Origin of the sequence: Cryobacterium sp. Hh38 (genome assembly GCF_004403235.1) — a bacterium.
GTDB lineage: Bacteria > Actinomycetota > Actinomycetes > Actinomycetales > Microbacteriaceae > Cryobacterium > Cryobacterium levicorallinum.
Genome location: NZ_SOHD01000033.1, coordinates 21,957 through 40,373, shown reverse-complemented (window position 1 = coordinate 40,373; position 18,417 = coordinate 21,957). Strand labels below are relative to the sequence as shown.

General features: G+C 65.1%; 16 protein-coding genes. All 16 read right to left on the bottom strand.

The features are described 5' to 3' along the window. Positions 1 to 107: 107 nt before the first annotated feature. The 16 genes from tuf to E3T41_RS18550 all read right to left on the bottom strand — a co-directional run bounded on the left by tuf (position 108) and on the right by E3T41_RS18550 (position 17,832). The gene (gene tuf, locus E3T41_RS11785; RefSeq protein WP_092451161.1) at positions 108 to 1,301 is read right to left on the bottom strand and encodes an elongation factor Tu; all 1,194 of its coding nucleotides are present in this window, start codon (positions 1,299 to 1,301) and stop codon (positions 108 to 110) included. Between the two features lie 134 nt (positions 1,302 to 1,435). Next, positions 1,436 to 3,550 (bottom strand): elongation factor G, encoded by a 2,115-nt coding sequence (gene fusA / locus E3T41_RS11780; RefSeq protein ID WP_092451163.1) that lies wholly within the window; start codon positions 3,548 to 3,550, stop codon positions 1,436 to 1,438. Between the two features lie 134 nt (positions 3,551 to 3,684). Continuing rightward, positions 3,685 to 4,155 (bottom strand): 30S ribosomal protein S7, encoded by a 471-nt coding sequence (gene rpsG, locus E3T41_RS11775; protein ID WP_092107221.1) that lies wholly within the window; start codon positions 4,153 to 4,155, stop codon positions 3,685 to 3,687. Further along, positions 4,155 to 4,529 (bottom strand): 30S ribosomal protein S12, encoded by a 375-nt coding sequence (rpsL, locus tag E3T41_RS11770; RefSeq protein WP_035834602.1) that lies wholly within the window; start codon positions 4,527 to 4,529, stop codon positions 4,155 to 4,157. The genes rpsG and rpsL overlap by 1 nt, the downstream gene beginning before the upstream one ends. 435 nt (positions 4,530 to 4,964) lie before the next feature. After that, positions 4,965 to 5,723, bottom strand: a complete 759-nt coding sequence (locus tag E3T41_RS11765) for a spermidine/putrescine ABC transporter substrate-binding protein (RefSeq protein ID WP_170851576.1) — start codon at positions 5,721 to 5,723, stop codon at positions 4,965 to 4,967. A 54-nt stretch (positions 5,724 to 5,777) separates the two neighbouring features. Beyond that, positions 5,778 to 6,278: a DUF6121 family protein gene (locus tag E3T41_RS11760; RefSeq protein ID WP_092451165.1), complete on the bottom strand. Its 501-nt coding sequence runs from the start codon at positions 6,276 to 6,278 to the stop codon at positions 5,778 to 5,780. Positions 6,279 to 6,426: 148 nt separating this feature from the next. Then, on the bottom strand, positions 6,427 to 7,542 hold the full coding sequence (locus E3T41_RS11755) for a hypothetical protein (RefSeq protein ID WP_134478751.1): 1,116 nt from the start codon (positions 7,540 to 7,542) through the stop codon (positions 6,427 to 6,429). An 87-nt stretch (positions 7,543 to 7,629) separates the two neighbouring features. Then, the gene (pilO, locus tag E3T41_RS11750; protein WP_134478749.1) at positions 7,630 to 8,316 is read right to left on the bottom strand and encodes a type 4a pilus biogenesis protein PilO; all 687 of its coding nucleotides are present in this window, start codon (positions 8,314 to 8,316) and stop codon (positions 7,630 to 7,632) included. A 2-nt stretch (positions 8,317 to 8,318) separates the two neighbouring features. After that, positions 8,319 to 8,987 carry a hypothetical protein gene (locus tag E3T41_RS11745; protein WP_104132061.1) on the bottom strand — a complete coding sequence of 223 codons (669 nt, stop codon included), beginning with the start codon at positions 8,985 to 8,987 and terminating at the stop codon, positions 8,319 to 8,321. Next, a complete protein-coding gene (gene pilM, locus E3T41_RS11740) occupies positions 8,984 to 10,078 on the bottom strand; it encodes a type IV pilus assembly protein PilM (protein WP_134478747.1) in 1,095 nt (364 codons plus the stop codon). The genes E3T41_RS11745 and pilM overlap by 4 nt, the downstream gene beginning before the upstream one ends. Positions 10,079 to 10,142: 64 nt before the next feature. After that, complete coding sequence (locus E3T41_RS11735) at positions 10,143 to 12,008, bottom strand: hypothetical protein (protein WP_241991151.1); 1,866 nt, start codon at positions 12,006 to 12,008, stop codon at positions 10,143 to 10,145. Beyond that, on the bottom strand, positions 12,005 to 12,685 hold the full coding sequence (locus tag E3T41_RS11730; RefSeq protein ID WP_134478745.1) for a type II secretion system protein J: 681 nt from the start codon (positions 12,683 to 12,685) through the stop codon (positions 12,005 to 12,007). The genes E3T41_RS11735 and E3T41_RS11730 overlap by 4 nt, the downstream gene beginning before the upstream one ends. Then, a complete protein-coding gene (locus E3T41_RS11725) occupies positions 12,682 to 14,055 on the bottom strand; it encodes a type II secretion system protein (RefSeq protein WP_166791549.1) in 1,374 nt (457 codons plus the stop codon). The genes E3T41_RS11730 and E3T41_RS11725 overlap by 4 nt, the downstream gene beginning before the upstream one ends. Positions 14,056 to 14,208: 153 nt before the next feature. Continuing rightward, a complete protein-coding gene (locus tag E3T41_RS18835) occupies positions 14,209 to 14,661 on the bottom strand; it encodes a type II secretion system protein (protein ID WP_198416417.1) in 453 nt (150 codons plus the stop codon). Positions 14,662 to 14,962: 301 nt separating this feature from the next. Next, on the bottom strand, positions 14,963 to 16,192 hold the full coding sequence (locus tag E3T41_RS11715) for a type II secretion system F family protein (protein ID WP_158251593.1): 1,230 nt from the start codon (positions 16,190 to 16,192) through the stop codon (positions 14,963 to 14,965). Further along, complete coding sequence (locus tag E3T41_RS18550) at positions 16,192 to 17,832, bottom strand: type IV pilus twitching motility protein PilT (protein WP_304996175.1); 1,641 nt, start codon at positions 17,830 to 17,832, stop codon at positions 16,192 to 16,194. Before E3T41_RS18550 ends, E3T41_RS11715 begins: the two co-directional genes overlap by 1 nt. Positions 17,833 to 18,417 lie beyond the last annotated feature (585 nt).

Here is an 18,417-nt window from a genome sequence, read left to right as displayed (position 1 = left end):
GCGGGGCCGAGGCATCCGTCTGCAAAGTGCCGACAGCCGCGTGGGTACAAAAAAGGGGCCGGGCCCGAAGGCCCGACCCCTTTTAGGAGATCAGTAGGTGAAAAAGACTACTTGATGATCTTGGTCACCGTGCCGGCGCCGACGGTGCGGCCACCTTCACGGATAGCGAAGCCGAGGCCCTCTTCCATGGCGATCGGCTGAATCAGCGCGACAGTCAGGTCGGTGGTGTCGCCAGGCATAACCATCTCGGTGCCCTCGGGCAGCGTGATGACGCCGGTGACGTCCGTGGTGCGGAAGTAGAACTGCGGGCGGTAGTTCGCGTAGAACGGGTTGTGACGCCCACCCTCGTTCTTGCTGAGGATGTACGCGGTGCCCTCGAAGTCGGTGTGCGGCGTAACCGAACCCGGCTTGACGACGACCTGGCCGCGCTCAACGTCTTCGCGCTTGGTGCCACGAAGAAGAAGTCCACAGTTCTCGCCGGCCCACGCCTCGTCGAGCTGCTTGTGGAACATCTCAATACCGGTAACCGTGGTCTTCTGCGTCGGGCGGATGCCGACGATCTCGACCTCAGAGTTGATCTTGAGGGTTCCACGCTCGGCGCGGCCCGTAACAACGGTTCCACGGCCGGTGATCGTGAAGACGTCCTCGATCGGCATCAAGAACGGCTTGTCCTTGTCGCGGATCGGGTCCGGGATGTACTCGTCAACGGCCTTCATGAGCTCAAGGATGTTGGCGGTCCACTTCTCGTCGCCCTCAAGCGCCTTGAGTGCGGAGACCTGGATAACGGGGGCGTTGTCGCCATCGAAACCCTGGCTGGAGAGAAGTTCACGAACTTCGAGCTCAACGAGCTCCATGATCTCTTCGTCGTCAACCATGTCGGCCTTGTTCAGCGCGACCATGAGGGTCGGCACGCCGACCTGCTTGGCGAGAAGAACGTGCTCACGGGTCTGAGCCATCGGGCCGTCAGTAGCGGCAACCACGAGGATTGCGCCGTCCATCTGAGCAGCACCGGTGATCATGTTCTTGATGTAGTCAGCGTGGCCGGGAGCATCGACGTGAGCATAGTGACGCTTGTCGGTCTCGTACTCAACATGCGAAATGTTGATCGTGATGCCGCGCTGACGTTCTTCCGGAGCCGAGTCAATCGACGCGAAGTCGCGCTGAACGTTGATCTTGGACGGGAACTTATCGGCAAGAACCTTGGAGATCGCTGCAGTCAGCGTGGTCTTTCCGTGGTCAACGTGACCGATCGTTCCGATGTTTACGTGCGGCTTTGTCCGCTCGAACTTGGCCTTGGCCACTGTGGGTCCTCCTCAGGACTCGCGTGCAAATTCACGGCCGCCGTTATGAGCGGCCGGTATGCGCTGGATGTGTCTACTTATGTTACTCGGGCCAGGTGGCCGAAGCGATTCGGCCCGAAGGCCAGAATAGAGGGCTATTCGCCCTTGTTCTTGTTGATGATCTCGTCGGCAACAGCCTTCGGGACCTCCGCATAGCTCTCGAACGTCATCGAGTACACCGCACGGCCGCTGGTCTTCGACCGCAGGTCACCGATGTATCCGAACATCTCCGACAGTGGAACGTGAGCGCGAATTACCTTCACGCCCTGCGCATCCTCCATGGTCTGGATCTGCCCACGACGCGAGTTGAGGTCTCCGATTACGTCACCCATGTATTCCTCAGGGGTACGAACTTCGACGGCCATCAGCGGCTCGAGCAGAACGGGGTTCGCCTTACGAACGGCTTCTTTGAAGCCCATCGATCCGGCAATCTTGAACGCCATCTCCGAGGAGTCAACGTCGTGCGCAGCGCCGTCAAGCAGGCTGGCTCGAACGCCCACCATCGGGTAGCCGGCCAGGACGCCTACGCGGAGCGCATCCTGAATTCCAGCATCCACCGAGGGGATGTACTCACGCGGGATACGGCCACCAGTGACCTTGTTCAGGAACTCGTACGACTTTTCAGCAGTGATTTCCATCGGCTCGATCGCGATCTGAATCTTCGCGAACTGGCCGGATCCACCGGTCTGCTTCTTGTGCGTGTAGTCGTGACGCTCGACGGCCTTGCGGATCGTCTCGCGGTACGCGACCTGGGGCTTGCCGACGTTCGCCTCAACGTTGAATTCACGCTTCATGCGGTCGACCAGGATGTCCAGGTGAAGTTCACCCATTCCCTTGATTACCGTCTGGCCAGTTTCCTGGTTCTGTTCGGTACGGAAGGTGGGGTCTTCTTCGGCGAGCTTCTGAATGGCAAGGCCCAGCTTTTCCTGGTCCTGCTTGGTCTTCGGCTCAATCGCGACCTCGATAACCGGGTCAGGGAACGTCATGGACTCAAGTACGACCTGGGCGTTCGGGTCGCACAGGGTGTCGCCCGTGGTGGTGTCCTTGAGGCCGATGACCGCGTAGATGTGACCGGCGGTCACGAAGGCCACCGGGTTCTCCTTGTTGGCGTGCATCTGGAAGATCTTGCCGATGCGCTCCTTCTTGCCCTTGGTCGAGTTGATGACCTGGGCTCCGGAGTCGAGACGGCCCGAGTACACGCGAACATAGGTGAGGCGACCGAAGAACGGGTGCACCGCAACCTTGAACGCGAGAGCCGTGAAGGGCTCCTCGGCGTCGGGGTGACGCATGATGACCTTTTCTTCGTCGCGCGGGTCGTGTGCCTCAATGGCAGGCACGTCGAGCGGCGTCGGAAGGTAATCGATGACAGCGTCGAGCATCGGCTGAACGCCGCGGTTCTTGAATGCAGAACCACAGAGAACCGGGTAGATCTCGCTGTTGATGGTGAGCTTGCGAATGGCGCCCTTGATCTCGGCAACCGTCAGCTCTTCGCCGGCGAAGTAACGCTCCATGAGGTCATCGTCGGTTTCGGCAACGGTCTCGAGCAGAAGCTTGCGGTACTCAGCAGCCTTCTCGACGAGGTCGGCGGGGATCTCTTCGATGGCGTACTTCGAGCCCATCTCCACGTCACCCTTGGAGTCGCCACGCCAGGTCAGTGCGCGCATCTGAACGAGGTCAACGACACCCTCGAAGTCAGACTCTGCACCGATCGGCAGCTGGATGACCAGCGGCTTGGCGCCGAGGCGCTTGATGATGGTGTCGACCGTGAAGTAGAAGTCGGCGCCGAGCTTGTCCATCTTGTTGACGAAGCAAATGCGGGGAACGTCGTACTTGTCGGCCTGACGCCACACGGTTTCGGACTGGGGCTCAACGCCCTCCTTGCCGTCGAACACGGCAACAGCACCGTCGAGGACGCGGAGTGAACGCTCCACCTCCACGGTGAAGTCCACGTGTCCGGGGGTGTCGATGATGTTGATCTGGTTGTTGTCCCAGAAACAGGTCGTCGCAGCGGAGGTGATCGTGATGCCACGTTCCTGCTCCTGCGCCATCCAGTCCATCGTCGAGGCGCCGTCGTGGGTCTCGCCGATCTTGTGGTTGACACCCGTGTAGAACAGGATGCGCTCAGTCGTGGTGGTCTTGCCAGCATCAATGTGAGCCATGATGCCGATATTGCGGACCTTACTCAGGTCGGTGAGCACGTCAAGTGCCACGGGGGTCCTCCAGCGGGTAGGGGTGGAAATGCAGAACAGGGCCGTAAGCATCCGCTTCTCAGCTGTGTTCAGGCGCGCGCCGACTATGCCGACACGCGCCTGAACAGCTGATCAGGAATGCTCGATGGAGCTAGCTACCAGCGGTAGTGAGCGAAGGCCTTGTTCGCTTCAGCCATCTTGTGAGTGTCTTCACGACGCTTGACAGCGGCACCGAGGCCGTTGCTCGCGTCGAGGATCTCGTTGGTGAGACGCTCGGTCATGGTCTTCTCGCGACGCGCCTTGGCGTAGCTGGTCAACCAGCGCAGCGCCAGGGTGTTGGCGCGGTGCGGCTTGACCTCAACCGGAACCTGGTAGGTGGAACCACCGACGCGGCGCGAACGCACCTCGAGGGTCGGACGGACGTTGTCGAGTGCCTTCTTCAGCGTGACAACGGCATCCAGCTCGTTCTTGGCGGACACCCCGGCGAGGGCATCGTAAACGATGCGCTCGGCGAGGCCCTTTTTGCCATCGAGAAGGATCTTGTTGACGAGCTGGCTGACGATGGGTGCACCGTAAACCGGGTCGGCAATGACAGGGCGCTTGGGAGCGGGTCCTTTACGGGGCATTACTTCTTCTCCATCTTTGCGCCGTAGCGGCTACGTGCCTGCTTACGGTTCTTGACGGCCTGGGTGTCCAGTGCGCCGCGAATGATTTTGTAACGCACACCGGGGAGGTCCTTAACACGGCCTCCGCGCACGAGCACCATGGAGTGCTCCTGCAGGTTGTGGCCCTCGCCGGGAATGTAGGCGGTGACCTCGGTGCCGTTGGAAAGCTTGACGCGGGCGACCTTGCGAAGAGCCGAGTTCGGCTTCTTCGGGGTGGTGGTGTAGACGCGGGTGCAAACGCCGCGCTGCTGCGGGTTGGACTTCAGGGCGGGAGCCTTGGTCTTGGTGACCTTGGGGCTACGGCCCTTCCTGACCAACTGCTGAATGGTGGGCACTAAATACTCCTTGATATTGCTGCACGGTGACAGCTTTGTGATGGTTAGCATTCGACTTAGCTCTTGCGAGTTAGGTCGAGTTCATCTGGACCCGCTTGAACCCACACGATTGCTCGCGCGTGTTTTGGTGGGTATGCCGTGGGGGCATGGCCTTCGACCAGCCCTACATGTGTGGAATCTCGGCCTGTGCTCTCAGGAGGGCATAATTCAGGCGCACGACAAAGCGCACACCGGGTAATTCTAGCCCGGCGGGGCCTTGACGGTCAAATGGGTTGTGCCCCGCGTCGCAGGTGCCGCCGCGCGCCCCTTCTCCTGCACTTCTACTTCCCGGGCCTGGGCCCGGTCGCTGGGCCCATGATCTATCGTGGGCCCAGTTTCCGGGCCCGGGCCCGGTCGGTATTTGCTTCTCGTATCAGAGCGGATGCGCGGGCTCGACTAGGGATTGCGCGGCCAGAGCGGGGAGTCGAGGGTGCTGTCGAGGTCGGCGAGCAGGGCCTGCACCTGGGGCTCGACGTGCTCGGCGATCGCGGCGAGCAGGCGAGACTGCTGTTGCCGGAGTTGGGCACAGACCCGGCGGCCGACCTGGGTGGCGAACTCGTCGGCGAGGCCGATTTCTACCCGGAGGGCGGCCTTTTCTTCGGGGGTGAGCGGCGGGAGGCGCTCCTTTGCTGTTTCGTCTGGGTCGTGGTCGGCCTGGGGATTCCGGCCGGGACCTTGACCGGGTTCGGACTCGAAATCACCGCCCGGGGCGGCAGGCTTGGGGGCCGCAGGCGGTGAGTCGGGGGGTTCCAGGCCGGCGAGCTCGCTGAAGGTGAAGAGGTAGGGCGCATCCGCTGCCGGTTGCGGGTCAAGGTCGAGGCCGCGAAATTCCGGCTCGAGTCCTTCGGCCGGGCGATACGCCTGCGCGGATTGGCGGCGCTCGCTCAGGTTGAGTTCGTGCGCGAGCAGCGGGAGGTTGCGCTCGGTGTATTCATCGACCGATGCGTCGATGACGATCTTCATGCGCATGGAGAGGGCGTGCTGCACGACGTGGGGCACGTCGACGGCAAGTCCGGCCGACGCGATGATCGGCGAGCCGAAGCACTGACGGCAAAGCCGTGCGCGGCCGCGGTGCGTTGCGGGCCGCCACCGGGTGATCCAACGCAGCCAGTTCTCAACCTCATGGTTGACGCGCGATTCGATGGACCCTTCCATACTGCACAAGGGTACTCGACCGGCGTTACCCGCGAGGGGCCACGAACGACCCCATCATCGGGGCTCGTTGTCGTCGTCCTTCTGCCAGGGCCACTCGGGAGTGCCGGATCCGTCGGGCTTGGCCAGCAGCACGACGAAGTAGAGAAACGCGATGAGCCAGCCGCAGACCGCGACGGAGATCGCGAAGGGGCTCGTCATCTCGCCGCCGATGAAGATTACCGAGCGAAAGAGTTCGCCGGCGCCGAGGCTGTAGAAGACTCCCCCGAAGACGCAATAGGTCAGGTAGGCAGCGACTCCGGCGAGGAAGATCGGCAGCGGCGGCACCTGGGTGAGGCGCTCGGGCGAGCGCAGCACTGCGGAGAGAATGACCCAGACCAGGGCGAGGACCGCGGTCGTGACCATGAGGGGGCCGAGGAGGGCACCGGCATCCGTTTCGTTGATGACGTCGCGATTGAGCAGCAGGCTGAGCACCCCGAATGACGCCACGATGAGGGCCACATAGAGGACGACCGAAAAGGCCGCCATGGTGATCGCGTACTTTCGGTATTCCCGCATGGCTCTAGCGTAGGCCCGCGGGCGCAGCGCGAGCCGCCGCACACGGTGCAGCGAAGCGGATGCCGCGGCTGGCGTGAAGACCGGGCCACCCCGTGAACCCAGGCCCAGTTTCTAAACTGGGCCCACGACCGGGGCCAAAAACAGAACGCTACGGGCGGGTGGGGTGGGGGCCGTCGGCGAGCAGGCGCTCGTACTCGGTGCGGGCCTCAAGGTTGCGGGCGGTGACGCGGCGTCCGCGACGGGCGATCCAGGCGCCGGCCCAGATCGGAACCTCGCGGGCGATGAGTCCGGCGGCGATCGCGCCCGGGTTCAGCCAGAGCGAGGACACGAAGCGACTGAGGTCGGCGGCACCGACCGTGTCGGCCGTTCCATCGAAGACGAGGCCGAGCAGCGCCCCGCCGATGTAAGAGAAGTAGACGACGACGGCGACGATGAATCCGAACAGCACGTACGCCCACCAGCCGCCCCGGTTGACCAGAGCGATCAGTCCGACATAGGCGAGGAAGAAGAACAGGATGGGAATGTAGAAGACCGGCAGTGCGGCAAAGGTGGTGAACCCGGTCACGGTCGCGGCGACGCTGGTGCTGGTCACTCCGATGATGATGAAGGCTGCTGCAGCGTAGAGCAGGGCGAAAACCACCGTGGCGAGCAAGGCGATCAGGATGCCACCGCCCCGGTTGCTGCGCAGGCGCGGCTTGGTCGGCGCCTGCACGTAGATCGGCGACTGGGCTGCGGGCGCGGCGTAAGCCGGAGCAGCAGGCGCCGGCGCGGCGACCGGCACGGCGACCGGCACGTCGTCGACCGGCACGTCATCGACCGGCACGTCATCGACCGGCACAGTGGAAGCGGCGGCGGGCGTTCCGACAACGAGAAGAGCCGACGGGGTGACCACGGGTTCTGAATCGATGGCCGTGCTCCGGGCCGGCACGGTGGCCGCCGGAGTATAGGAGTCGGCGTAGTCGTCGGCGAGGCTCGGGGCGTCAACGTCGGCCGATGCAACCGGCTCGGCCGTCGACATCGGCGACAGGTTGCGAGAGTTCGCCGAAGCGGTCGCGGCATCGGCACGTTCGGCCGCGGTCAGGTTGGCGTTGATGGCGTCATAGTCGATGACGAGGGGCTCCTGCACCGGCTCAGGCGAAGCTGCCTCCGCTGAAAGTACTTCTGCAGGCTCCGGCACGGCATGCCCGCGAGCGGTCTCGTCGGGCGACGCCGTTGCATCCGTTTCAGAATTCTTCTTGCCGTCAAGTGGCGTGTTGTCGCTCATGCTGAACTCCTCGTGGCCTTCGCCGTGACTGGCCTTTATTGTACCAAGGGCACGGCAAATGCCACGGAGACTCGGCGTGCCGCGCCATTATCCAACGGATGTCGTCGCCGCTACCAGCGAATACACCAGTCCAGAGATGGTCGCGTCCACCAAGGTCTCTTCGCCGGAGGCCTGCGCGGTATCGATCCCGTGCACGAGGAACAACCGGCTCCCGGATTGCAGACTGGCCACGAATTCAAGCACCTGGGCGTAGGTTCCCGTCACGGTGATCTGCAGCGGGAAGGCGGCGAAGTTGCTCTCCGTGATCAGCGCGACGGGCGCTGGCGTTGCAGCCGCCGCGGCCGAAGAAGCCGCCGCAGACGCGCCTTCTGAATCCGGCGCAGCCGACCCCGTAGAAGTCGCAGCCGCCGGAACCTCGGGCAGCAAAGGCACATAGGCCTGCGCCTCGGTCACGGTCATTCCGGTGAGGGTGAGGCCCACCGCCTGGGCCTGGGCGTCGAGCTGGTCAACGAAGGCCGGCATGGCCGAGCCGCTCGGCACGGATTCGGCGAGCGCCTCAGCCGTCGCGGTCAGCGCGTCCAGGTCTTCGAAGTCGTGCTTGAGGCGGGCGAGCAGGGCGACGTGCCCGGCATTCGTACTCTGCACGGCCGCCCGGCTCGCGTCGGCGGCGTTCATGCTGTCCAGCTGCGGCTGCACTCCGAGAAGCACGCCGAGAACGACGATGACGCTCGTCACCAGCACCGAACCGATGAGCCAGAGCTTGTTCTTGTCCATGGCTAGTCCTTTTTCGGCGGGTCGAAGCGGTGCGCGAACGCCACGTCATTGACGTGCATCGTGATGGTAACGGTATAGCTGCCCAAGTTTTGGTCGAGCGAGACCGAGCCCGGCAGCGCGTCGGCAAAGCCGTCGAGCGTACTGAGCGCGTTCAGCCAGGCTGGAATGTCCGGCAGCACGGCGCTCGTCGCGGTGAACGACACGGTCGCCACCCGCAGTCCTTGCAGCGGTGCGGTCGCCTGGGTGTATGCCGCGAGCGGGGTCGCCGAATCCACCTGTACCGTGCCGATCGCGACGCTGCTCGGCAGGGTACCCTGCACTGCGTCGAGGTAGCCCTTCCAGTCAATTTCAGTCGAGGCGCCCAGCTGCTGCGCCGCCTCGCTCAGCGCGATCTGGTGTTGCAACGACCGCACGGCGAAGTACTTGCCCTGTTCGGTCAGCAGGGTTTCGGTGCGGGCCTGCTCGGTCGCGAGTTTGGTTTGGGCGCTCAGCGCGAGCGCCGTTGACGCGCCGACTCCGAGGGCGACGAGCACGGCGATGCCCGTGACGCCGAGGGCGAGGCTGCGCCGTTGCCGCTGGCCGCGCCGCTCGGCTCGCACCTCCGGCGGCAGCAGGTCGACCCGTTGGTCGCCGCCGATGACGGGCACATCGTCGTTCGAAGCTCGTCTCATGCTGCACGCCCGAGCGCGAGGCCGAGGGCCACGGTGTAGGCGGAGCCGCTCAGCCGCAGCGCTTGAGCATCGATAACGGATGCGAGACCCACCGTTGCGAGCGGATCCCCCCGGGTCACGCCGAGGCGGGTCAATTTCGAGACCGCCTCGGCCAGGCCGGGAAGCTCGGCTCCCCCACCGCTGAGTATGATGGCCGACACTGGATCGCTCGGCCGGGTGTTGGCGAAGTAGCTGAGCGTGTTGACGATGCTGCCGAGCTGGTCGTGCATGGTGTCCGCAATGATGCGGGCGGCGGCCGCCTCGATCGGGCTGGAATCCGGCACTGCGGCGGCGAACAGCACTGCGGCGGCGGACGATTCGGTCGCGGCCGGCAGACCGACGCGCCGTTTCAGCTGCTCGGCGGCGGCGGCATCCGTTTGCAAACCGTCGCTGAGAGCCTGGGTGAGATCGTTGGCTCCGGTGGGGATGATGCGCACGAACTGGGGTACACCGTTGCGGGTGATCACGATGCTCGTGGTCGTCGCGCCGAGGTCGATGACGGCCACGACGCCGTCGATGCCGGGGCGGGTGACCAGCAGGCGGCTGACCGCGAAGGGGATCAGGTCGACGTCGATGGTTCTGAGTCCCGCCAGACGTACCGCGGAGACATTGGCGACGACGGCCGCCTTGACGGCCGCTATGAGCAGCCCGTTCACGGTTTGGCCGTGCTCGGTCGTCGACTCCGAGATGGGATAGAAGTCGAGCAGTGCGTCGGCGACCGGTACCGGCAGCAGGTCCTGCACCTCGAACGGGAGCGCTTGTCGAATGCGCGCGAGCGACATTTTGGGCACGCTCAGGTCGCGGGCCAGCACGCGCTGGTTGCCCATGCCGAGTACTACCTGGCGGGAACGGAACCCACCGCCAGACCACAGCGCTTTGAGCGCGGCGGCCACCGTATTCGGCTCGATCACCTCGCCGGCGATGACGGCTCCAGGCGGCAGCGACACCTCGTGATAGCGCAGCAGCATCGGCCGGGGCTTGCCGGGACCCCGCACCTCGACGGCGCGCAGGTGCGCGGTGCCGATGTCTATTCCGACGATGCTCTGAGCCACGAGAAGTGCTCCTTATAAATAGGGATGGGTGAACTGACGAGTGGATGCTGGGCGCGGCCGGTCATTACGGAATCGTCGCTCCCCGCGCGGTGAACGCCGAACTCACTTCAACCAGCAGGTTCACGCTGTAGCGGGCCGACACCGGTGAGAGGAATTTGGGCGGCGCAATGTAGCGAAAGCGCGGATCGTAGGTGTAGTTCTTGCTGTACCCGTTGGCGCCGCCGCTGTTGGTCATTCGCACGGAGCCGCGATATTTCTGGGCGAGCGACCCGTTGATGGTCAGCACGCCCTGATTGCCGCCGCGATCGTAGTTCTGCACCTGAATGGTGTGGTCGAGCGAGAGCATGGCCGCGTCGATGCGCCGATTGTCAGGCAGGATGGCGCCACCTTCACCGAGGCCAACCCCCGGGCAAACCTCCCCATGCGTACTGTCGCAGTACGGGTTCCAAACCCAGATGGCATTCTGCGCGACCAGCCCGAGCACGTCGGTGGATGCATCCGAATAAATGATGTCGCCGGTGACGTAGAGAAAGTTGTCGGTGGCGATGGTCATCGTGCCGTCCAGGGTGCCCATCACGAAGGCATCCCCCTTGCGGCAGTCATAGGACCGGGCGCTTGGCGCGGTTTCATGCGTCACGGGAAAGCCGATACCGTTGCCGACGGAGCAGGTGGCCGCGCTTTGGCCGCTGGGCCAGTCGGTGCTGCTCATATAGTTCGGATCAGTGACGACGCCCGGAACGCTCTGGACAAAGAGCAGGTTCGCGTTCAACACCGGGACGGTGGCGCCGGCCGTCGAGCCAAGCTGGCCATTGGCCGTTCCCGGCAGGCCGCAGGCCGCCGGCGTGCTGCCCGACGTCGCCGGGTCCCCGACGATGCGGGTCTTCTTGGTCCAGGGCGAACGGATGGTCATGGTGCCCGAGCTGTTCAGTACGATGCTGGTCGGGCCGGTGTAGAGGCAACCCGGAGCGTCGATACCGGCGTCCGTCCGGGTTTCCTGCTTGAGCTGCATGTTGGTAGCCGGCATCGCGATGACCGGGCTGGTCGTCGGCTGGCCGCCGTTGAAAACCTGCCCAGAGCAGTCGCTGCCGTCGGAGGCTTTCTTGAGGTAATTCGCACCGGGCGCTCCCGGATCGCCCGTCGTGATCGTGCCGTTGAACGTGGCCCCGCAGATGCGCATGGTGTCGTTGGAGTGCGCCGGACCGTTGACGACGTCGCTGCTGCCGAAGGCGATGTCGCCGCACACGCTCGTGCCGCCGGAGGGCATCGGCCGACCGGCCCAGGCGTAGGTGTCGGCGCAGCCGGACGTCGTGATTCCGCTCTGCGCCGGGTCCTGCATCTCATACACGGTGAAGTAGAGGTAGTCGATGAAGCCGTCCTGCCGGATATTGGCGACGATGCTGCGGGCCACGGCTCCCACCCGCCCGGTGGAGCGGATGCGCAACACTCCCGACGACGCATAGGCCGCGTTGTCGACCTCGTAGCGGAAAGACGCGGTGCCGTCGCTGCCGGTGACGGTGTCCCAGGCGCCGTCGGTGCCGAGGCCGAATGCCGGGTTCTCGGTGGCCGCCGAGGGCGCAGTGACTGTGCTGCCCGCGCTGAAGCTTGCCGCCGGGTTGCCGAACCGGTAGTAGGTGTTGTCGTTGGCGAGGCGGCTTTCGTAGTCGGCCACACCGGCATAGGCGGCGGCCATGGCGCCGTTCCAGTTCTGGTCGCTCGAGGCTTTGAGGCTGCCGCTGACGGAGAACGTCATCGCGGTAGCGACGAGGGTGAGCAGCAGCAGGCCGAGGCCGATCACGACGACGAGGGCGGCGCCGCGTTCGTCCGGTTCTCGGCGGATGAGGCGACGAAAGACGCTCAGCAACGCGAATCGCTTTCGGGGCGTCCAGGTGCTCCGGCGCCGGGAGGGGCGCCAGAACGGGTAGGCGCTCATGACGCCCCCGCCGCGACGGCAACGTTGGGCATGCCGACGGTATTGTGCAGGGTGACCGCGCTGCGGGCATCCGTCACGGTGGCCTGCACCGTGAGATTCACCGAAACGGATGCGACGCTGCGTAGCTCGGTACTGGTGAGCAGCCTGCCGTCGCCCCCCGAGCCGAGCAGAGGCAGGCCGGCGGCGTCACGGTAGCCGAACAGAAATGTGCCGGGGTCGCCCGGCGCCACGGTTTCGGCGATGATGCGCGACGATTCCGGCTCGCCGGAAAACCCGAAATACCCGCCGCTGAGGGCGGTGGCTGCCCAGCGGGTCTCGACCAGTCGCCGGTCGGCGTCGAGGGACAGGCGAATCTTCACCGGCTGTTGGGTGGGCATGCCGAGGTTGACGTAGGCATAGAGGGTCACCACTTCCGGGGTCGCTTCGACGAGGGCCGGGTCGGGCAGCGGATGCCCGGACACCGGGTTCTCGGTGGCCGCACGGATGACCCGGGCGACCTCGTTCATGCCGTTGGACACCTGCCGGGTGTTCGCGGTGAGCAGCTTGGCCTGGCCGAGCGAGCGGGAGGCGCTCAGATAGAGGCTCGAGATCATGGTCATGAACACGCCGAGCAGCAGCATCGCCACGAGCAGCTCGACCAGCGACAGACCGGCCTCGTTGGTGCGGGACGGCATCATGGCGCCACCGCTCGCGGGTCGAGGGTGACGACGCCGCCGGCGGCCACGCCCCGGGTGAGCACGGCGAGGTTTGCAGCGGGCACGGGCGTCGTCTCGGAGCCGCTGGCGGCACCGGAGAAGAAGGTCCAGGAGCCAAACGGCAGGCCGAGTTGGGTCGTGGCGTCGGCGGGGAGCTGCCCGAAGTTGTAGGTCGTGGCGACTCCGCAGCCCGGATCTCCGCTGCCGGCCGGGGCGGTCGTCGTCTCGGCCCGCAAGAATTGCCCGGCCAGGCCGGTCACGGACAGCACGCCGAGCGGCACGTCGACGGTGGCACTGCCGCCGGGAAGGATACCGATGGAGGCGGCCGCGGTGCCGATGGCCCCATCGGCGGCCGCGGTGGTCCAGGAAGCAGGGTCGACCGATACGCAGCCGGGGGCGACCGGGGTAGCCGCTATGAAACGGCCGGCGAAGACCTCATAGCCGAACGGGTGCAGTCGAAAGGTCTGCACGTTCGCGCTGCTCGGGTTGACAGCTGCGTAGGGCTCGTACGCGCTGCGAAAGGTGGTGCTCAGGTTGCTCGGCAGCAGCGTCGTGCCCTCCGAATAGTTGGTGCCGTAGTGGGCCGTGACGGTTCCGGCCAGATCGTAGGCGAAGGCGACGGATGCCGCTCCTCCGGCCGCGACACCGACCGTCTGCGCCCCGCTGGTCGCCTGATTTTTGTCGACGAAGTTGGGGCGGGAGACGGTGACGTCATAGGTACCGGGCTGCACCTTGAGCAGATAACTGCAACCCTCGGCATCCGTTGCCGCTGGTGCCTCGCTGAGCATCGCAGCGCCGTTCGGGACGACACCCGGCGCTGCGGAGATGGCCACGCCGGCGGCGCCGCTGCCGGAGGCGGTCAGCACCGACACGAGGATGGTGCCGAGTGCCGGATCGTTGATGCGGCTGCCGGGGGCGAGTGCACTGTCGGCGCGCACGACCGGAGTCGTGGCGCGCATGCTATCCCAGGTGACGGTGACGTTGACGCGGCGGTAACGCAGCTGGCCGCCGCCGGAACCGCAGTTGCCGTCGGCACCGGTGGTGGTTTCCCAGTCGGTGGAGCGGTGCAGGGTGAAGGTCGTGCCGTTTTGTACGACCGTGCTGGTGCTTTCGAGCACGGCGAATACGTTTCCGGCCGAGCGGGCGAGGTCGATCTCCTGCGCGGCCAGGTTGACGGCCGATTCGCGGGACCGTGCGTCGTTGCCGAGATAGAGGGAGGTGACGAGTCCGTAGCCGACACCGACGGCGATAATGGCGAAGATCAGCATGGCCACGAGCACTTCGATGAGACTGACGCCGTCGTCGTGTCGGGCGAGGCGGCGGCCCAGGCTGAGCTGTTTTGGAGCGTGCACGAGGGCTTCCTTCGCGAGAATCAGGTCGAGGTGTTGCAGAACCGGGTGGCCGGGGCGGCCCGAAGGGGTGGCCCCGGCTCACTCCGGTGCAGCGTTACTGCCGAGCGAATACTGCCGCCAGGCAGGAGCATCCGCTGAGACGGCGTTGCCGCTTTAGAAGGTGCAGCTCGCGTTGGCCAACGTGGCGTTGTCGGTGATGCCGATCGACTCGGTCACGTAGTATTCCGCATTGGTTTTGCTGGTTGCTCCGATGCAGAAGGTCGTCGTCGTGAGCTGCACGTAGCTGATCGTGGTGGTGTTCGGGCCCTTGGTGTAGCCATAGCTGGTCACGCCAGGCATATCCGTCTCGTTGAACCCACCGGTAGCGGGCATCTCACCCGATTCCGTCTGCAGCGCGATGATCGCGGTCTTGGCGTTGGCGAGGTCGCTCTTGACGCTCGCGTCCTTGGCATTGTCCTGCACGCCCATGTACACGGGGATGGCGATGGCGGCGAGGATGCCGATGATGATTACGACGACGAGCAGCTCGATCAACGTGAACCCTTTCTGGTTCTCGGTGAAGCGTGCGCGGCGCTGGTTCAGTGAAGCGAGCAGGCGAATAATCATGGTGTGTCCATTCGGGTTGGAAGTGGGCCGTACAAAGCGAGCCGGGTAAGGGCTCGTGGTTCCGTGTTTCTTACGTGCTGTGTTTCTTGGCGACCGAGGGTGCGATCGGAGCTTCAGATTAGGGGGCCATTTTTCTTCCGCACGACCCACAAGTGAGGGTGATTTTGGGTATTACCCACCCCCACAACGGGATCGTTCGCACTCCGCGGGCACACCAAACGCCCCACACTGCGGGTCGAGAAGCCGGCACGCTTTACGCCAGCGTCTCGACCCGCGAGGCGGGGTCGAGGGCAGTGCTGGCTTACTTGATCATGCTGGCGATGCTGAAGATGGGCAGGTAGAGGGCGATCACCATGCCGCCGATGACGACGCCGAGAAAGGCGATCAGCAGCGGTTCGATCATGGCGGTGAGCTGCTCGGTGGCAGATTGCACCTCCTGGTCGTAGAAGTCGGCGATCTTGTCGAGCATCAACTCGAGCGTTCCGGCATCCTCTCCTACGGCGATCATCTGCACGACCATGGCCGGAAAGACCGGGTGTTCGAGCAGCGGCTCCGAGACGGACTTTCCGCGCCGCACCGCCTCGCCGACCTCGGTCAACGCATTTTCGATGGCCCAGTTGCCGCTGGTCTCCCCCACGATCTTCAGCGCCTGCAAAATGGGGACGCCGGCGCCGAGCATGTTGGAGAAGTTGCGGCTGAACCGTGCCACCGCGATCTTCTTGAGCAGCAACCCGAACACCGGCAGTTTCAGCCGCAACGGGTCGAGTCGGCGGCGCACGGCCTCGGTGTGTTTGTTGCGTCGCCACCAGAGGGCGAAGGCGACGCCGAGCACCGCGCCGATCGGTACAACGTAGATCATCGATTCCGAGAGGGTGACGAGTAGTTGGGTGGGCAGCGGCAGGGCGCCGCCCAGGCCGGTGAACATGTCTTGAAAGATCGGCACGATGAAGATCAGCATGATCAGCACGGCGGCGAACGACATTGCCAGCACGATCACCGGGTAGGTCATCGCCGACTTGATGGTGCCGCGCAGCTTGACCTCCTTCTCGAAGTTCTCGGCGATCGAGTTCAGCGCGCCGTCGAGAAAGCCGCCGGTCTCACCGGCGCGAACCATGTTCACCATGATCGGCGGAAAGGTCAGCGGATGCTTCGCGAGCGACTCCGAGATCGACTGCCCGGCTTCGACGTCGTCGCGGACCAGGGCGAGCACAGCCGCGAGGGGTTTACTCTCGGTCTGCTCGGTGAGGATGCTCAGGGCGCGCAGCAGCGACAGCCCGGCCCCGATCATGGTGGCGAACTGCCGGCTCATGATGGCGAGGTCCTTCAGGCGCACTCCGCGCGCGAAGACCGACAGAGTCAGTGACCGCCCGAGCCCGGTTCCCGGCACGACCGGGGCGATCGAGATGGGGGCGATACCCAGGGTGTTCAGCCGGGACGCCACCTGGGACTCACTCAGGGCATCGAGTTGCCCCTTCACGTTCTTGCCGGCGGTGTCCCGCCCGGTGTAAGAAAAAGCGACGGCGGTCGACATCAGCTCGCCGACCGGGCGAGGTCAGCGGTCGCAGCCGTCGGGCTGTCCGCCGCGGCCACGCCGTTCGCGCCGGGCAGGCCGGCCGCCGCCTCACGAAAGCTGGTCTGCCTAAAGCTGGGCTCGACAAACGGCTTCTCCGCAAATCCCGCCGGCGCAAATCCCGCCGGCGCAAGTCCAGCCGCAGCGAAACCGGCCTCCACGAAGCCCGGATCGGCGGCGAACGAGAAGCCGCCGGTCTGTCTTGGCGTGTCGCTGCGACGAATGAGTTTCTCGAGTCCCACGGCGTTTTGGGCCTTCTCCAGCGCGGCCTGGCGCGTGACCTGTCCTCTGTTCACGAGTTCGGCGAGGTGCTGATCCAGGGTGTGCATGCCACGCTCGCGCCCGGTTTGCATCATCGATTCGATCTGGTGTGTCTTGCCCTCGCGAATGAGGTTGGCGATCGCCGGAGTCGTCACGAGAATCTCGGTGGCCGCCACACGCCCGATGCCGGTCGCCGACTTGACCAGGGCCTGGCAGATCACTCCCTGCAGCGTCTGGGCCAGTTGCGCGCGCACCTGGTTTTGCTGGTGCGGCGGAAAAACATCCACGATGCGGTCGACGGTCTGGGCCGCGCTCTGCGTGTGCAGGGTCGCGAAGACGAGATGCCCGGTCTCGGCGGCGGTCAGCGCCACCTGAATTGTCTCGAGATCCCGCAGCTCGCCGATCAAAATCACGTCGGGGTCCTGCCGCAACACGTGCTTCAAAGCGGATGCGAAACTGGCCGTATCCGCTCCCACCTCGCGCTGGGTCACCACTGACTTCTTGTGCGCGTGCAGAAACTCAATTGGATCCTCCACGGTCACGATATGGTCGGCCCGCGTGCTGTTGACGAGGTCGACGAGCGCGGCGAGGGTGGTCGACTTTCCCGAGCCGGTCGGCCCCGCCACGAGCACGAGCCCGCGGGGAAGCTGCGCGAACTCGGCCACGGACTCGGGGATACCGAGCGACTTGAGGTCTTGGATCTCGCTCGGAATCAGTCGAAAGGCCGCCCCGGGCGTTCCCCGCTGCTGGTGCACATTGACCCGAAACCGGCTGGCTTTCCGGCCTGCGCCGTGCAGCGTGTAGGCGAAGTCCAGCTCGTGATCGCGGTCGAAGATGTTCTGCTGCGGGGCAGAGAGGATGCTGCGGATCGCCCGGCTCGCCTTCTTCGCCGACCAGATCGGCGCATTGTCGATCGAGCCCAGACCCCCGTCCCGGCGGATCTTCGGCGGGGACCCCACGGTGACGTGCAGGTCGGAACCGTGCTGCGCGACGACACACTCGAGCGCCGCGAGCAGGTCAGCGTCGATCGGACCGAGCGCTTTATCGGCCGGCTCGAGCGGGTGCACCGGCTGAGGCTGGTCGGCGGATGGCAACGGTGGCTCCTCGTCGAACGGCGCGGCATGGACGTGGCGCTGCTCCGGCACTGTGCCGGTCGTGGCGTCGGCGAGTGACCGGGTGCGGGCACGGAGCTGGGGCAGCACCTGCACCTCACCGGGGCGGCTCTCGTCCAGCGCATCGCGGGCCGAAACGGGGTGCCAGTCGATGGCGTCGCTCGCCGCGGGGGTCTCGTGCCTGCCCGCATTGTCGGTCGGCGACGGGGGCATTTTCGGGTCGTCCATGGGATCCTTCTCGCAAAGCAATGGCGTCGGGTACTGATTGCCGCGAAAGACACGGCCGCGCTGGTTGTTCGGGGCAAGACGACCGGTCATCGAGGGTGCGGTGACCGAGGCTGGCAGGCTTGGCGCTACGAGGGTAAGTCGTGTTCGCCGAGGTCTACGTAAGCCGTAACGCTAACGACGCGACTGCCGGCTCGGTAGTCCCGCGATCTGGGGGTCTGCACCCGGTATGTCACTGTTTTCCCGATCTCTCGCTGAGCGCCGCAGCGTTCAGTGGACTCTCGCTGAGCGCCGAGACTCTTGCCCTGCCGCCCCGCAGTGTCCGTGGGGCCTCGTCCTGCTCCATGCCCCTTGCCGCGTTTCACACCCTGCACTTTGTCCCGGGCCCGGGCCCGGGCCCGCTGTTTGTGGATCGGGACGCCATTCCAATCGCCCGAATCCGCCCTGCATAAAATGGTGACAGAGTTTCGATAGTTATTTTCATTTGTCTTTCGCGTCACCGCAACGCCTCCGAGGGCACGAACCTTTCAATTGAACGTGATTCAGGGCCTTCCAGCGCGGGGGAAGCTCCGCCAATTCGCTGTGGCA

What these genes read in the sequence shown, in the direction of transcription:
- E3T41_RS11730 (WP_134478745.1), bottom strand. Translation starts at nt 12,685, where the DNA reads ATGATGCCGTCCCGCACCAACGAGGCCGGTCTGTCGCTGGTCGAGCTG.
- rpsG (WP_092107221.1), bottom strand. Translation starts at nt 4,155, where the DNA reads ATGCCCCGTAAAGGACCCGCTCCCAAGCGCCCTGTCATTGCCGACCCG.
- E3T41_RS11715 (WP_158251593.1), bottom strand. Translation starts at nt 16,192, where the DNA reads ATGTCGACCGCCGTCGCTTTTTCTTACACCGGGCGGGACACCGCCGGC.
- E3T41_RS11760 (WP_092451165.1), bottom strand. Translation starts at nt 6,278, where the DNA reads ATGCGGGAATACCGAAAGTACGCGATCACCATGGCGGCCTTTTCGGTC.
- E3T41_RS11745 (WP_104132061.1), bottom strand. Translation starts at nt 8,987, where the DNA reads ATGAGACGAGCTTCGAACGACGATGTGCCCGTCATCGGCGGCGACCAA.
- E3T41_RS18835 (WP_198416417.1), bottom strand. Translation starts at nt 14,661, where the DNA reads ATGATTATTCGCCTGCTCGCTTCACTGAACCAGCGCCGCGCACGCTTC.
- E3T41_RS11765 (WP_170851576.1), bottom strand. Translation starts at nt 5,723, where the DNA reads ATGGAAGGGTCCATCGAATCGCGCGTCAACCATGAGGTTGAGAACTGG.
- E3T41_RS11735 (WP_241991151.1), bottom strand. Translation starts at nt 12,008, where the DNA reads ATGAGCGCCTACCCGTTCTGGCGCCCCTCCCGGCGCCGGAGCACCTGG.
- E3T41_RS11755 (WP_134478751.1), bottom strand. Translation starts at nt 7,542, where the DNA reads ATGAGCGACAACACGCCACTTGACGGCAAGAAGAATTCTGAAACGGAT.
- pilO (WP_134478749.1), bottom strand. Translation starts at nt 8,316, where the DNA reads ATGGACAAGAACAAGCTCTGGCTCATCGGTTCGGTGCTGGTGACGAGC.
- E3T41_RS18550 (WP_304996175.1), bottom strand. Translation starts at nt 17,832, where the DNA reads ATGGACGACCCGAAAATGCCCCCGTCGCCGACCGACAATGCGGGCAGG.